Source organism: Pyxidicoccus fallax (assembly GCF_012933655.1).
GTDB classification, from domain to species: domain Bacteria; phylum Myxococcota; class Myxococcia; order Myxococcales; family Myxococcaceae; genus Myxococcus; species Myxococcus fallax.
In genome coordinates, this window is sequence record NZ_JABBJJ010000114.1 from 1 (window position 1) to 14,562 (window position 14,562).

The window sequence follows — 14,562 nt, forward strand, 5'->3', positions numbered from 1 at the left end:
GAGATCTGCTGCACGGGGGCGGCGGCGGGCGCGGGCGCGGCAACCGGAGCGGGCTGCGGGCGACGGCCGCGGGCCTCCGCCTCCGTCTTCAGGCGCTGGTTCTCCGCCAGCACGTGGGCCAGCTCCTCGCGGGTCCGCTCGAGCTGGATGGACGCGGCGCGCTCCTCCTCGGCGCGGGCCTTCACCAGGTCCTGCGAGCCCTTCTCCGACTCCTTCTGCTCGAAGAGCTTGCGCTTGGTCTGCTTGAGCTGCTCCTTCACGTCCTGGAGCTGGGAACGCTGCTCATCCAGCTCCTTCTGCTTCCGCTGAAGCTCCGACTCCGCCTTCGCGCGCCGCTGGGACTCGGACTCCAGCTCGTTGCGGAACGAGGGCGCGGAGGAAGAGGAGGACGGAAGCGCGGCTCGATTCGAGCCGCCGAAGAGCAGGATGCCGAGTGTCACGGCAAACCCGATCGATACGAGGATGAGGGCAACCAGCACGGAACGACCTCCACGGGAGATGCAAAAAGCGGGGCAGCCTATCGCCGGACACCGGCTCGTCAAGAGTCGACTGGGCGACGGCGCTTGTTGGGTGGCCTCTATGCCCTGCCTCGGGGCCTCATGCACTCCGGAAATCGACTCCTTCCGTGGAGGGCGTGCACCCATGCGGGGCCTTCCCCGGCCCCCGGAGAGCCGCGATGCTGGCGGCCCCGCGCACCCCCGAGGAGCAAGCACTCGATGGCGCATCTGGAGCTGAGTCCCAAGCGGCACATCTCGAGCTTCCGCAAGCTGGCCATCGGCAGCTGGGAGACGGCGTATGACCCCACCGTCTACGGCACGCTCACCGTGCGCATGGACCGGGCGCTGTCCTATATGGACGCCTTCCAGGCACGCACGGGCGTGCGCCTGACGGTGACGCACCTGGTGCTCAAGGCGCTGGCGGAGGCGCTGCGCCGCTGCCCGGACGCCAACGCGGTGCTGCGCTTCGGCCGCATCTACCTGCGCCAGCGCGTCACCGTGTCCGCGCTGGTGACGCGGCAGGAGGGCGGCGACGTGCGGCTGGTGCCGGTGCGGGTGGCGGACGCGGACAAGAAGAGCCTGCGCGAGCTGGCCGCGGAGGTGGACGTGGCGGTGCGCGAGGACGCGGGCCCCGAGCGCGGGTGGCGTCTGGTGGAGCGCGTGCCGTCGCCGCTGCTGCACCTCTTCACGCGGGTGGTGTCGTTCCTCGCGGTGACGCTCAACCTGGACCTGGGCCGCTTCGGCCTGCCGCGGGACGCGTTCGGCGCGGCCGTGGTCACCGACGTGGGGGCGCTGGGGCTGGACACCGCGTACCTGCCGCTGGTGCCCTTCACGCGGGTGCCGGTGTTCCTCGCACCCGGCGCGGTGCGCAGGGCCGCGGTGGTGGAAGGGGAGCGCGTGGTGGTGGGGCAGGTGATGAGCGTCAACGCGTCCATCGACCACCGCTTCATCGACGGGTACCACGCGGGCGTGCTGGCCAGCACGGTGCGGGAGATGCTGGAGGACCCGTTCACCGCCTTCGGCGCGCCGGAGTGAGGCCTACTCGCCGCGCAGCCGCCGCAGGTAGTCGGCCGGAGACTGGCCGACGAGCGCCTTGAAGTCCTTGATGAAGTGCGCCTGGTCGAAGTAGCCGAGCGACGCCGCGAGGTCCGCCAGCCGGGGTGTCTCTCCGGGCCCGAGCTTCGCGAGCCGCTCGGCGGCCTCGTGGAGGCGGAAGCGCTGAATCACCCACTTGGGGCCCACGCCGACGTACTGGCTGAAGAGCCGCTGCAGGGCGCGCTTGCCCAGGCCGAACTCCTCGACGAGCGCGTCCACCTTGACGAGCTCCGGGTCCGCGATGATGCGCTCCACGATGCGCCGCACCTGGTCCACCGTCTCGTCCCGGGCGGGCAGGCGGGTGCGCAGGAAGCGCTCCACCTCCGCCATGGAGGCCCGATCGTCCTCGTGCGCCAGCACCGCGGACTCCAGCGCCTGGGTGTCCAGGCCCAGCGCGGACTCCAGCGACACCCGCTTGTCCGTGAGGCGCGACACGGGGAAGTTCACGAAGGGGTAGAAGGCCCCGGGGTGGAACTTCACGCCGAACGTCCGGCCCTGGCCTTCGATCTTCCGGATGAACTTCTTCTTCACCACTCCGTAGATTTCAGTGTGGCCCCGCTCAATCGCGAGGTGGACCGAAGGATGCGAGAGGACCTCGGACACGTAGGGCTCCTGGCCCCGGAGGTCCCACGTGACAATCCAGTAGTGGCTCACGAAGGGGGCAAGGTGTTCGGACGGCAGAAGGCGGGTGAGGCCGAACTTCCGCTCACCCGCCTTGAGGTTGAGGATGCCCCTGGGCTGTCCGTTCTCTGAGCGAATCATCGCGCCGGAGCGCGGAACCTACCGCGTCAGTACGCGTACTCCCAACCCCCGCGAGCAGCGCGAGAGCCCCGCGCGCTCCGGGCGCCCATGTCGCGCAGGCGGCGCACGCGCTCCGGGATGGGCGGGTGCGTGGAGAACAGCGACATGACGCCGCCGTGGTGCAGCGGGTTGACGATGAACAGGTGCGAGGTGGCGGGGGCCCTGTCGTACGGCATCAGCTCCGCGCCGCGCTCCAGCTTCAGCAGCGCGTCCGCCAGCGCATCCGGGTCACCGCACAGCTCCGCGCCCGTGGCGTCCGCGCCGTACTCGCGCGAGCGGCTCACCGCCAGTTGCAGCAGCGTGGCGGCGATGGGGGCCACCAGCAGGAGCCCCAGGTTGGCGAAGGCTCCGGCGATGCCGCCACCTTCCTCCTCGTCACCCCGGCTGAGCATGGAGCCGCCGAACCAGAACAGCATCTGCGCCGCGTAGCTGATGATGCCCGCAAGCGTGGCCGCCACCGTGCCGATGAGCGTGTCGCGGTTGCGCACGTGGCCGAGCTCGTGCGCAAGCACGCCTTCCAGCTCGCGCCGGTCGAGGATGTCCATCAGCCCCGCCGTCACCGCCACCGCCGCGTGGCTGGGGTTGCGGCCCGTGGCGAACGCGTTGGGCGTGCGCGTGGGCAGGATGTAGACCTTCGGCTTCGGCATGCCCGCGCGCGCCGCCAGCCGTTCAATCATCTGATGCAGCCAGGGCGCCTGCTCGTAGGGCAGCGGCTGCGCGCCGTGGATGGCCAGGGCGATGCGGTCGCTGAACCAGTAGGAGCCGAAGTTCATCACCACGGCGAAGAGGCCCGCGAACATCAGGCCCTGCGGGCCGCCGAGCCGCTCGCCAATGACGAGGACGAGCGCCGTCAGCCCCGCGAGCAGCACCGTCGTCTTGAGCGCGTTGCCCAGACGGTGCCACCCACTGCCGCTGCTTCGCGAATGGGTGTCCGTGCCGCTGTAAGCCATGGTCGTCTCGTTCCTTTCCCTTGTCTCTTCAAGGACTTCAAAAACGTAAACAGGGAGGCAGGAGCGTCAACGAAAGCGGGCAGGCCACGGCCATGCCCGTTCGGCGCCGGGCACGCCAGCAGGGCGGACGGGAAGACGGGCGGCCGTGACTTCGCTCAGAGGTAGAAGCGGTCCGTGACACCGGCGGTGCGCTGGAGGATGGCGCTCCAGCCCAGCCAGACCTCGATGCCACTCTGCCCGGCGGCCGCTTCCTCTCCCAGAGCGCCGAGCGAGCCCGTGCAGCCGGCGAGGGTGCACAGCCCGGAGTCCTTCAGGTGCTCCAGGAGCACGCGCAAGGTGGGCATGCCGCGCGACTCGAAGCGGTCATTGATGTCGTCGCGCCCCGCGAAGTCAGGCTCGTCCAGCGCGTCCTTCAGGAAGCGCTCCAGGGCCCACCAGAAGAGGTACACCTCCGCCTTGCGCCCGGAGGCCACGGCGGCGGCGGCGATGGACAGGCCCTGGTGGACGCGGTCGTAGTCGCCGCTGTGCAGGAAGACGACCACCTTGGACGGGGGCGTGCTCACCTGGGCCTCATACCGTCCACAAGCCGGCCTCGTCCATTCGGGTCGCCCAGCCGACCGCTCGGGGTCCTTTGGCTTGCGCCCCGGCCCCGGCGCTTGCTAGGAACCCTCCGTTATTCAGGCACTTACACGTTCTGGGCGTTTCGGGCGGACCGGGTTTGAACACCATGGGTGAGGACATCACAGCCAAGCGCAAGGATGCCCACCTGGACCTGTGCGCCACTGGAGACGTTGAGCCCACCGGCAACAGCACCCTGTTGGAGTGCGTGCGCCTCGTGCACTGCGCCATGCCGGAGATGGCGGTGGAGGACGTGGACCTGACCACGACCTTCCTGGGCAAGCGGCTGCGCTACCCCCTCCTCGTCACGGGGATGACGGGTGGTACCGAGCGCGCGGGCGCCGTGAACCGCGACCTGGCGCTCGTCGCCGAGCGGCACGGGCTGGCCTTCGGCGTGGGCAGCCAGCGCGCCATGGCGGAGGACGCCTCGCGGACGGCGTCATACGCGGTGCGGCAGGTGGCGCCCACGGTGGCGCTGCTGGGCAACATCGGCCTGTACCAGGCGGTGCGGCTGGGGGTGGATGGCTCGCGCCGGCTGATGGACGCCATCGGCGCGGACGGGCTGGCGCTGCACCTCAACGCGGGCCAGGAGCTGACGCAGCCGGAAGGCGATAGGGACTTCCGGGACGGCTACCGCGTGGTGGAGGCGCTGGTGCGCGCCTTCGGCGATCGGCTGCTGGTGAAGGAGACGGGGTGCGGCATCGGCCCGGACGTGGCGCGGCGCCTGGTGGACCTGGGCGTGCGGAACATCGACGTGTCCGGCCTGGGCGGCACCTCGTGGGTGCGGGTGGAGCAGCTGCGCGCGTCCGGCGTGCAGGCCGAGCTGGGCGCCGAGTTCAGCGCGTGGGGCATCCCCACGGCGGCGGCCATCGCCACGGTGCGGCGGAGCGTGGGGGCGGAAGTCCGGCTGGTCGCTAGCGGCGGCATCCGAACGGGTTTGGAGGTGGCCAAGGTGCTCGCGCTGGGCGCGGACCTGGCCGGCATGGCGCTGCCGCTGTTCCGCGCGCAGCAGACCGGTGGAGTCGAGGGGGCGGAGGCCGCGCTGGGAGTCATCCTCGCGGGCCTGAGGCAGGCGCTCGTCCTGACGGGGAGCAGAAGCTGCGCTGAACTGCGACAGCGGCCCCGGGTGGTGACCGGAGAGTTGAAGGATTGGCTCGCGGCCCTGTAGAGCAGGCCCGCGCCGTAGTTGGGGAAGGAAGAACATGTCTGACACCGTGACCTCCCGGCTCGCCGGGTTCCACAAGCTGCCCATGGAGGAGCGCCTCGCGGTGCTCGCCCAGATGTTCCGGCTCGCCCCCGAGGACCTGCAGCAGCTGCGTGGCACGGAGGCGCTGCAGCCCGTGCTGGCCAACCAGATGATTGAAAACGCGGTGGGGACGTTCTCCCTGCCGCTGGGCCTGGGCCTGAACATGCAGGTCAACGGGCGCGACTACCTGGTGCCCATGGCGGTGGAGGAGCCGTCCGTCGTGGCCGCGGTGTCCTTCGCCGCCAAGATCGTCCGCGAGGCGGGCGGCTTCATCGCCGAGGCCGACGACTCGATGATGATCGGCCAGGTGCAGGTGACGCGGTACGGGGACCCGACCGTGGCCACCGAGCGCATCCTGGAGCACAAGGAGCAGATTCTCGCGCTGGCCAACAGCTTCCACCCGTCCATGGTGGCGCGCGGCGGTGGCGCCCGGGACGTGGAGGTGCGCGTGCTGCCGGCGCCGGAGGGCCCGCGCGGCGAGCCGCTGCTCATCGTCCACATCCTCATCGACACGCAGGAGGCGATGGGGGCCAACCTCATCAACACCGTCGCCGAGGGCGTGGCGCCGCTCATCGAGCAGATCACCGGCGGCAAGGTGTACCTGCGCATCCTGTCCAACCTGGCGGACCGCCGGCTGGCGCGGGCCATGTGCCGGATTCCCCTGGCGCAGCTGGCGGACTTCAACATGCCGGGCGAGGAGATCGCCGAGGGCATCGCCCAGGCCAGCCGCTTCGCGGAGGCGGACCCGTACCGCGCGGCCACGCACAACAAGGGCGTGATGAACGGCATCGACTCGGTGGCCATCGCCACGGGTCAGGACTGGCGCGCGATTGAAGCCGGCGCGCACGCGTTCGCCTGCCGCGGCGGCCAGTACCGTCCGCTGTCCACCTGGTACCTGGAGGAGGGCCACCTGGTGGGCCGCATCGAGCTGCCCATGGCGCTGGGCACGGTGGGTGGCCCCATCAAGGTGCACCCGGGCGTGCAGATGGCGCTGAAGCTGATGCGCACCAGCAACGTGCGCGAGCTGGCCATGGTGTTCGCGGCGGTGGGTCTGGCGCAGAACTTCGCGGCGCTGCGGGCGCTGGGCAGCGTGGGCATCCAGAAGGGCCACATGGCGCTGCACGCGCGCTGCGTGGCGGTGACGGCGGGCGCTCGCGGCCACATGGTGGAGAAGCTCGCGAACCTCCTGGTGAAGGCCGGCCACGTGAAGGTGGAGAAGGCGAAGGAGATTCTCGCCAGCCTCCCGGCCGAGGACGTCGCGGCCGCCACCGGCACCAACGTCTGAGCCCGTGGCCTCCCGCCCTCCGCCAATCGAGGCCTTCGGCGCCGGCAAGGTCATCCTGCTGGGTGAGCACAGCGTGGTGTACGGCCACCCGGCGCTGGCCGGGCCGCTGTCCCAGGGTGTGACGGCGCGCGGCGTGCCCGCGAAGCGCTGCCAGCTCACCCTGCCGCCCCACCTGAGCCGGCATCAGCGCGCGCAGCTCACGGCGGCCTTTGCCCGCGCGGCGAAGGCCACCGGCGAGCCCGCGGTGAAGGTGACGCTGGACGCGGACCTGCCGCTGGCCGTGGGCCTGGGCAGCTCCGCGGCGCTGTCCGTGGCCTGCTCGCGGCTCTTGTTGAAGGCCGCGGGGAAGGAGCCCACGGCGAAGGAGACGGCGCGGGTGGCGTGGGAGATGGAGCAGGAGTTCCACGGCACGCCGTCCGGCGTGGACCACACCACCAGCGCGGAGGAGCGGCTCGTCCTCTACCGGCGCAAGCCGGGGACGGCGGTGGGCAAGGGGCGGGTGGTGGACAGCCCCAAGTCGTTGAGCGTGGTGGTGGCGCTGGCCGGAGAGCGCAGCCCCACGAAGGCCACGGTGGGCGCGCTGCGCGAGCGGCAGGCCCGGTGGCCGGAGCGGTACCGGCGCCTGTTCACGGAGATTGGACGGGTGGCGTCGGAGGGCGCGGAGGCGGTGGCATCCGGTGACCTGGCGGCGCTGGGAGACGCGATGAACGTCAACCAGGGGCTGCTGGCGGCGCTGGGGCTGTCGTCGCCGCCGTTGGAAGAGATGGTGTACCGGCTGCGGGGGCTGGGGGCGCTGGGCGCCAAGCTCACCGGGGCCGGCGGAGATGGTGGGGCCGTCATCGGCCTGTTCCTCGAACCGGCGCCCGCGGTGGCGAAGCTGACCGCGCTCGGCGTGCGGTGCTTCAGCAGCCAGCTCGCGGGACCGCGGGCGACGTGAGTCCTTTCATGAAAGCCACTGCCCTGGCGCATCCGAACATCGCCCTCGTGAAGTACTGGGGGAAGCGGGACGAGGCGCTCATCCTTCCGCACCAGTCCAGCCTGTCCCTCACGCTGTCGCCGCTGTCGGTGACGACGACGGTGGAGTTCGGCGCCTCGCACGACCAGGTGGAGCTCAACGGCCATACCGCGAAGGGCAGCGAGCGGGATCGCGTGCTGCGCCTGCTGGAGGCGGTGAAGGCCATGGCGGGGAAGGCGTTGGGCCCGGCGAAGGTGGTCTCGCGCGGGGACTTCCCGATGGCGGCGGGCCTGGCGAGCAGCGCGGCGGGCTTCGCGGCGCTGGCGGTGGCGGGGCGCGCGGCGGCGGGGCTGCCGGCGGAGCCCCGGGCGGCGAGCATCCTGGCGCGTATGGGCAGCGGCTCGGCGTGCCGGAGCGTGCAGGGCGGCTTCTGCGAGTGGCAGCGCGGGGAGCGTCCGGATGGAGAGGACAGCTTCGCGGTGCAGCGCTTCGATGCCGCGCACTGGCCGGACGTGCGCATGGTGGTGGCCATCCTGGACCGCGGCGAGAAGGAGGTGAAGTCGCGGGACGGGATGAAGCACACGGTGGAGACCAGCCCGTACTACCCGGCGTGGGTGCAGGACGCGGAGCAGGAGATTGCCCACGCGCGCGAGCACATCGCCCGGCACGACCTGGAGGCCCTGGGTGAGCTGTGCGAACGCAACGCGTGGCGGATGCATGCCACGGCGCTCGCGGCGAACCCGCCGCTCTGCTACCTGAACTCGGCGACGCTGGCGCTCATCCAGCACCTGCGCGAGCAGCGGAAGAAGGGCATGCCGGTGTGGTTCACGCTGGACGCGGGGCCCAACCCGGTGCTGCTGACGGACGCGGCGCACGAGGTGGCGGCCGAGGCGCTGGCCCGCGCGTGCGGCGCGGTGGACGTGGTGCGCTGTGTGCCCGGCGGTGACGCGGTGCTGAAGGCGGAGCACCTGTTCTGATGGAGCGCGCCCTCTCCGCGCCGGGCAAGCTGTTCGTCTCCGGCGAGTACGCGGTGCTGTGGGGCGGGGTGGCGCGCGTGGCGGCGGTGGCGCCCCGCACGGCGGCGTACGTGCGGCGGCGCGCGGATGCCCGCGTGCACGTGTGCCTGGAAGAAGGGACGCTGGCCGGCAGCACCACGCCCCTGGGCGTGCGCTGGGAGCGCGAGGTGCCGGCGGGGTTCTCCTTCGTGGCGCGCACGCTGGACCAGGCGCTGCGGGCGCACGGCCGCGCGGCCCCGGGTTTCGATTTGGCGGTGGCGCCGTCGGCGGTGGGGCCCAACGGGCAGAAGCTGGGCATGGGCGGCAGCGCATGCGCGACGGTGCTGGCGGCCGAAGGGGCTCGCTATGTGCTGGACGAGCGCTTCGACGCGCTGAAGCTGGCGCTGGCGGCGCACACGCTCGGGCAGGGCGGGAAGGGGAGCGGCGGGGACGTGGCGGCGAGCTTCGCCGGAGGGCTCTTGCGCTACCGGCGCTATGACGTGGCGCCGCTCATCGAGGCGAGCAACGCCGGGCGGCTGCGCGCGGCGCTGGCGGAGTCGCCCTCCGTGGACGTGTGGCGGCTGGCTGTGCCTCGCGTGGCCATGGCGTATGCCTTCACGGGCGAGAGCGCGTCCACGCGGGTGCTGATTGGGCAGGTGGAGGCGCGGCTGGCGGAGGTGGGACGGCGGGCCTTCGTGGCGCGCTCGGACGCGCTGGGGCACGAGATTGAAACGGGCCTGGGTGGCGGAGACTTCCGCGCGTTCTCCGAAGCGGTGAAGGCGCAGCATGAGTTGTTGTTGGAGCTGGGCCCGCTGGAGACGGAAGGAATGCGGCGGGTGCTGGCCCTGGCCGCGGCCTACGGTTGTGCGGGGAAGCTGTCTGGGGCCGGAGGCGGGGACGGGTGCATCCTCTTCGCTCCGGATGCGCAGGCGCGCGCGGAGCTGTGCAAGGGCCTGGAGGCGCGCGGCTTCCATACCCTGACGCTGGAGGCGGAGCCCGGCGTGCGCGGCGAGGCGCAGGTGGACTCGCGGCTGCGGACCTGGGTGGACGCGCTCGCCTGAGTGCGCCCCGCTTCGCCGGCTATGGGATGACGGCTCGCGCCACGGCGTAGCTGTCCTCGTAGAGGTGGTAGCGCGTGATGTGCCCCTTCTCCACGGTCAGATGTATCGCGAACGCAGTTGTCAGCGGACGGCCCGTGGCCTTGACGGTGTCGTGAAGCCGCCCCAGCAGCACGGCGTCACGGCCATCGACCAGGATTTGCGTGACGCGGAACTCATGGACGATGACGTGGTCGTGCAATGAGTCGAAGAACCCGGCGACCTCCGCTCGGGTGGAGCGGCGACCGATCCAGGGGACCTCTTTCGCACCAGGAATGTCCCAATCGACCTGTTCGGCGAACAGCTCGGCCACGCTCTTGCCTGCTTCCAATCCTTGCAGGAGCGCCTCGACGGTGGAGCGGGTCGTTCGGGCGTCTGCTTCCGTCGTCCCGTAGGGCATCTGGCTCATGACGGGAGTACCACTTAACCTTCCCCCGAGATCGGCGCAGGTCATTCGCGGCCGGCGCGCCCCCTGGTGACAGAAACCCGGGCCTGCGGCGTTTCATCGACAAACGCCGCGCAGGAGGTTTCAGACATGGGCTCGTCGATGGACCGACGTTCACTCTTCAAGGCTGGCTTGGGCATCACCGGAGGTCTCGCGCTCCTCGGTGCGGCTCCCGCTGGTGCAGCGCCTCGTCCGTCTCCGTCGCCGCGGAGCCAGGCGGAGGAGCGGCCCTGGTACGAGCTGGGGTTGCTGTCCGACCCCATCATGGAGAGCCAGCTCCTGCACTTCCTGGCCGCGACCTACAGCGCGCAGGCGGACATCGGCGAGGTGCTCGACACCGCGCACCGCATCAATCCAGCTGAAGACTGGAGCTGGCCCACCGAGTGGGTGAGCACCGCCGACCGGATCCGCCAGATGGGTGATGCGAGCCTCGCTCGGGGACGCAGGCTCAGCGCGGGCAATGCCTACCTGCGCGCCGCCAACTACTACCGCGCGGCCCTGATTCATCACCCCGAGCCGGACCACCCAAGCGTGCTCGAGACGGGGCGCAAGGCCGTCGTCGCGTACGACAAGGCCATTGCCCTGCTGGAGATTCCCGCGGTCGCCATGCGCATCCCCTACGAGGGCACGACGCTGCCCGGCTACTTCTTCCGAGCGCCCCGGGCCCGCGGCCGTGCGCCGCTGCTCGTCTTCCAGCAGGGGCGCGACGCCTGGCCCGAGGAGTCCAAGTACGTCATCGACGCGGCCCTGGCCCGGGGCTACCACTGCCTCATCGTCCACGCGCCCGGTCAGGGCATGGCCATCCGCGAGCAGGGGCTCGTCTTCCGTCCCGACTGGGAGAAGGTCATCACCCCGGTCATCGACTTCGCCACGCGCATCGCGGGGGTGGATGACCGGCGCATCGCGCTGCTGGGCTGGAGCATGGGTGGTGCGCTCGTTCCCCGCGCGGCGGCGTTCGAGCGGCGCATCAAGATCCTCATTCCCAACCCCGGCGTGCTGGACTGGGGCCAGTCCATGTTCGACCAGTTCAACACCTACTTCCCCGAGGTGATGCCGCTGCTCGACGAGGACCCGCAGGCCTTTGACGCGGCCCTCTACCAGCTCATGGACGCGGTGTTCCTGTACCGCTGGTACATGCGGGACTCGATGTCCAAGCACGGCGCGAGCTCGCCATCGGACCTGATGTTCAAGCTCCGAGAGTTCACCAACGTGCCCACCGTCCACCGCATCCGCTGCCGGACGCTGGTGATGGACGGCACCGCGGAGGCCTTCTCCGTGGGCCAGGCGAAGTTGCTCTTCGACGCCCTGACGTGTCCCAAGGACTACATGCTCTTCACCGCGGAGGACACGGGGCTGCTGCACTGCCAGGAAGCGGCGCAGGCCGTCGCCAACCACCGCATGTTCGACTGGCTCGACGAGTACATCTGAGCCGGCGAACGGACCGTTGTGGCCATGAAGCCACCTGCGAGACACTGCCGGGACTTCATGATCACCTTCAGCGACCGGGAAATCGAAGACGAGCGCCTGGAGCTGAACCGCCGCTCGGAGCTCCACTACCTGGGGCCCAACCTCACCCTGAGAAGGTGCCAGCTCGTCATCGATGTGCCGCGTTCCGCACTGACCATCGACGGGGCACGGCTCATCGACTGCACCATCGACGTGAAGACGGCGCTCGCGGAGTTCCGGTGGGAGAAGGCCCGTCTGAAGGGGTGTCGCTTCACGGGCTTGATGATTGGCAATGACTTCGGGCGCTGGCCCACCGCGCAGCATCCCGAGCTGGGCGGCATCGAGGACTGCGACTTCACGGACGCATCTCTGGACGGGTGCCGCTTCTTCGGCTGTGACGTCAGCACCCTCCGGTTCCCGTCGTGGCCCTGCTTCACCGTCTTCGACCCCGTGCCGCGGAGCCGCGAGCTGACCGCGCTCCCGTGGCCCGGGCCGGTCGGAGCCGTTTTCAAGGCCATTGCGAGGTCCCCGCCCTCGCTGTCGGCCGTGACGCTCTCCGCGTCGAGGCTCGCCTGGGAGACGGGCACCTCCGAGAACGCCCTCTACGGCGTGCTGGCGCAGCTGGACGGTGTGAAGCTGTAGCCCCGGCCCTCGGGCTGGGTGCGGTGCCCCAGAACATGTTCTTCACAAAGCCGCACCGCCACAGGCCGTTCGGGCCTGGGCGGTGGGCCTGGAAACACGGACGCCGACTCAGAGCTTCTGGCTGTCGTTGTCCGGCATGCTCGCCTGCGAGCCGTCTGGCAGGGAGGCGGCCTCGGCGGGCACCGGGACGTCCAGCGTCAGCGGGCCAGCCTCGCCGCGCGCGGCGGCAAGCGCGCTCGGAACGATGTCCAGGGCGAAGGCGCCGGCGTTGTTGTTCTCATTGCTCTCGGCAATGACCCCATCCACGTCCGCGAGCAGCACGATGTTGTAGGCACCCGGGGCAATGGTGGGCGAGAAGGTGATGGGCGTGGGAGGGAGGGAGAAGGTCCCGGAGCCCGTGCCGATGGAGACCCCGCCGATGTAGCTCAGCAGCTGGTAGTTGGCATCGGCAAGGAAGACACCGACGGTCGACGGCGCGGTGGCCGGGCACTGCGTTGCCAGCGTGAAGGAGAAGTTGGTCGTACCCCCAGGCTGGATGGTCGTGGGGCTCAGCGTGCCACCCGTGAAGTAGAAGTCCGCCGGCTTGGTGGTACCAATCACGGTGTCATCCCCCTGCACCGTGGTGAAGTCCACCTCGGCCTGGAGGTACCAGGTCTCGGGCGCACAGCGCTGCGCGATGCCCGCCAGCACCGTCTGGGCATCGGGTTGGACGGTCGCCAGCATGAAGGACGCCGTCTGGGTTCCGATGGGCGGCAGATACAGCCCGTTGGCCCCTGCACGGAGGAGGATTTGACGCGAGTCCATCAGGACGCGACTGGTGGTCCCATTCCGCGTGGTCGACAAATAGAACCGTAGCTGCGCGGTGGCTTGATAGAGCTTGCTCCCACCCAGGGTGTATTGGACCGTGAAGGTGGAATAGGGATTGGGAATCGTCGTGGGCGCGGAGAAGGTGAACACCTGCACCTGCGCCCAGACAGGGCTCGCCGCGAACAGAGATGCAACGAGAAGCGCTGCCGCCAGTCCTCTGGATTTGGTCATGGCGGAAAGGATTGCGGGTTTTACCCGTCAAATCAAGACAGACATGCCAAACATGCTATTACGGATTTTTTGAGATGGCGGCGATGGGTTGACGCGACAGGGCAATGCCTGTGCACTCATGTCCCAGACATGGGGCATGGCTCCTCGCCGCTCAGAACATGTGTCCGAACGTCAGGTAGAACCGCTGCCGTCCAGTCTCCGTGGAGCGCGCGTAGTCCATGCGCACCACCGCGGCGCGCCGGGCCAGTCGCACGCCGCCGCCGATGCCCGGGTGCCACTCGTACCACTTGCCGTCCGACACGCCCGGGTGCCACACGCGGCCGAAGTCCATGAACATCACCGCGCCCAGCTTCATGCTCTGTCCGAAGACCTGGAGCTGCGCCGCCTGGAAGCGCAGCTCCGTGTTGCTGAACGCCTTGATGTTCCCCGAGAAGCGGTTGCGCTCGATGCCGCGCACGCTGCTCATGCCGCCAATGCCCTCGGACACGTTGACGCCGCCCGTGTTGCTCCACTCATAAAAGGGCACGTCGCCGAACAGCATGTCCAGCGTCACCCGGTGCGCCAGCGTCAGCCGCGAGGTCAGCCGGAGGTAGCGCCGCTCGCTCAGGGTGATGCCCGCGTAGTGGTACCGGCTGCCCGTTCCCACCCCCGACACGCGCAGCGCCAGCTCCTCCACGCCGCCTTCCGTCGGGTCCGACTCGTCATCGCGCGTGTCCCAGAGCACGCCCGCCAGCAACTGCCCCGTGGAGCCGCCCTCGAAGCCGACCGGCTTCTCCTTCAGCAGCATGGACGCCTCGTACGTGTCCACGCTCGTGTGCCGCCACCCGTAGCCCACGTACGACTGGAGCGGATGCGTCGGTCCGAAGGGCCGCCCGCGCAGGCGCACCCAGAAGCCCGGCGCGCCCTTGTTGAAGTTGTAGCGCGGGTCGCTCTCGTCCCCGCGGAAGTCCGGAGCGGACTGGTTGCCCGCGCCGAAGTAGGGGCTGCGCATCTCGCGCCGGTACTCCAGCCGCCCCTCCAGCCGCAGCTGGCCAATGAGCTGCGGGCCGTCATAGCGGATGTAGTGGCTCTGCACGCCGGCGCTGCTGAAGAACACCTGCGCGCCAATGGCGTGCGCGTACGGCACCTTCCCCGGTGCGTACAGGTACATGCCACCGACGCCGCCGTAGCCGAACCCGGTGTCCGAGCTGAAGCTCACCAACGGCAGCGCAATCGCGTCGACTCCAGAGTCCTTCTTCGCGGGGGTGAGGCCGGGGGCCGGCGGCGGTGGAGACACCACGGGCGCGGCACTCAGGCTGGCGAGCAGCAGGACAGACGGAATGAGCATGGGGGCGGACCGCTCTGACGCCTCAGAGGAGTGAAAAGTCCCGACACACTGAGCGGCCTGGGCTGCCTGCCTACCCACCAGGAGAACGAGTTCCCAGCGAAGGCGAGCAGCCCCCCGAGTGCCCA

The 14,562-nt window shown here is 70.1% G+C and carries 14 protein-coding genes and 1 pseudogene; 8 read left to right on the forward strand and 7 right to left on the reverse strand.

Annotated features, from left to right (window positions below; translation table 11 throughout):
- Positions 1-479, reverse strand: a pseudogene (locus HG543_RS23975) (cell envelope biogenesis protein TolA); the annotation flags it as partial.
- A 237-nt stretch (positions 480-716) separates the two neighbouring features.
- Between HG543_RS23975 and HG543_RS23980 the strand changes: the two are divergent.
- The gene (locus HG543_RS23980; RefSeq protein WP_169347171.1) at positions 717-1,532 is read left to right on the forward strand and encodes a 2-oxo acid dehydrogenase subunit E2; all 816 of its coding nucleotides are present in this window, start codon (positions 717-719) and stop codon (positions 1,530-1,532) included.
- A 3-nt stretch (positions 1,533-1,535) separates the two neighbouring features.
- Here the strand turns inward: HG543_RS23980 and HG543_RS23985 are convergent, their stop codons facing one another.
- The 3 genes from HG543_RS23985 to HG543_RS23995 form a co-directional block, all read right to left on the reverse strand.
- Complete coding sequence (locus HG543_RS23985) at positions 1,536-2,354, reverse strand: helix-turn-helix domain-containing protein (RefSeq protein WP_169347172.1); 819 nt, start codon at positions 2,352-2,354, stop codon at positions 1,536-1,538.
- Positions 2,355-2,380: 26 nt separating this feature from the next.
- Entirely contained in the window at positions 2,381-3,343 is a 963-nt protein-coding gene (locus HG543_RS23990) for a zinc metalloprotease HtpX (RefSeq protein WP_169347173.1), read from the reverse strand.
- Between the two features lie 155 nt (positions 3,344-3,498).
- Positions 3,499-3,885 carry a hypothetical protein gene (locus HG543_RS23995; RefSeq protein ID WP_169347199.1) on the reverse strand — a complete coding sequence of 129 codons (387 nt, stop codon included), beginning with the start codon at positions 3,883-3,885 and terminating at the stop codon, positions 3,499-3,501.
- 185 nt (positions 3,886-4,070) lie between these two features.
- On the opposite strand from HG543_RS23995, the gene fni reads away from it, so the two are divergent.
- The 5 genes from fni to HG543_RS24020 are packed head-to-tail and all read left to right on the forward strand — an operon-like array spanning position 4,071 to position 9,503.
- Positions 4,071-5,129: a type 2 isopentenyl-diphosphate Delta-isomerase gene (gene fni, locus HG543_RS24000; RefSeq protein WP_169347174.1), complete on the forward strand. Its 1,059-nt coding sequence runs from the start codon at positions 4,071-4,073 to the stop codon at positions 5,127-5,129.
- A 34-nt stretch (positions 5,130-5,163) separates the two neighbouring features.
- A complete protein-coding gene (locus HG543_RS24005; RefSeq protein ID WP_169347175.1) occupies positions 5,164-6,492 on the forward strand; it encodes a hydroxymethylglutaryl-CoA reductase, degradative in 1,329 nt (442 codons plus the stop codon).
- 4 nt (positions 6,493-6,496) lie between these two features.
- Entirely contained in the window at positions 6,497-7,429 is a 933-nt protein-coding gene (gene mvk / locus HG543_RS24010; protein WP_169347176.1) for a mevalonate kinase, read from the forward strand.
- 8 nt (positions 7,430-7,437) lie between these two features.
- On the forward strand, positions 7,438-8,424 hold the full coding sequence (mvaD, locus tag HG543_RS24015) for a diphosphomevalonate decarboxylase (protein WP_169347177.1): 987 nt from the start codon (positions 7,438-7,440) through the stop codon (positions 8,422-8,424).
- Positions 8,424-9,503: a mevalonate kinase family protein gene (locus tag HG543_RS24020; protein ID WP_169347178.1), complete on the forward strand. Its 1,080-nt coding sequence runs from the start codon at positions 8,424-8,426 to the stop codon at positions 9,501-9,503. The genes mvaD and HG543_RS24020 overlap by 1 nt, the downstream gene beginning before the upstream one ends.
- Before the next feature lie 19 nt (positions 9,504-9,522).
- Here the strand turns inward: HG543_RS24020 and HG543_RS24025 are convergent, their stop codons facing one another.
- Positions 9,523-9,948 (reverse strand): nuclear transport factor 2 family protein, encoded by a 426-nt coding sequence (locus HG543_RS24025; RefSeq protein ID WP_211194125.1) that lies wholly within the window; start codon positions 9,946-9,948, stop codon positions 9,523-9,525.
- 138 nt (positions 9,949-10,086) lie between these two features.
- Between HG543_RS24025 and HG543_RS24030 the strand changes: the two genes are divergently transcribed.
- Together HG543_RS24030 and HG543_RS24035 are read left to right on the forward strand one after the other, a co-directional pair.
- Positions 10,087-11,412 carry an alpha/beta hydrolase family protein gene (locus HG543_RS24030; protein ID WP_246357254.1) on the forward strand — a complete coding sequence of 442 codons (1,326 nt, stop codon included), beginning with the start codon at positions 10,087-10,089 and terminating at the stop codon, positions 11,410-11,412.
- 57 nt (positions 11,413-11,469) lie between these two features.
- Entirely contained in the window at positions 11,470-12,072 is a 603-nt protein-coding gene (locus HG543_RS24035; RefSeq protein ID WP_169347180.1) for a hypothetical protein, read from the forward strand.
- Positions 12,073-12,180: 108 nt separating this feature from the next.
- Here HG543_RS24035 and HG543_RS24040 read toward each other — a convergent pair whose 3' ends face one another.
- Together HG543_RS24040 and omp85 are read right to left on the reverse strand one after the other, a co-directional pair.
- Positions 12,181-13,110, reverse strand: a complete 930-nt coding sequence (locus HG543_RS24040; protein ID WP_169347181.1) for a hypothetical protein — start codon at positions 13,108-13,110, stop codon at positions 12,181-12,183.
- A 151-nt stretch (positions 13,111-13,261) separates the two neighbouring features.
- Positions 13,262-14,437 carry an Omp85 family outer membrane protein gene (gene omp85, locus HG543_RS24045; RefSeq protein ID WP_169347182.1) on the reverse strand — a complete coding sequence of 392 codons (1,176 nt, stop codon included), beginning with the start codon at positions 14,435-14,437 and terminating at the stop codon, positions 13,262-13,264.
- Positions 14,438-14,562: the final 125 nt, after the last annotated feature.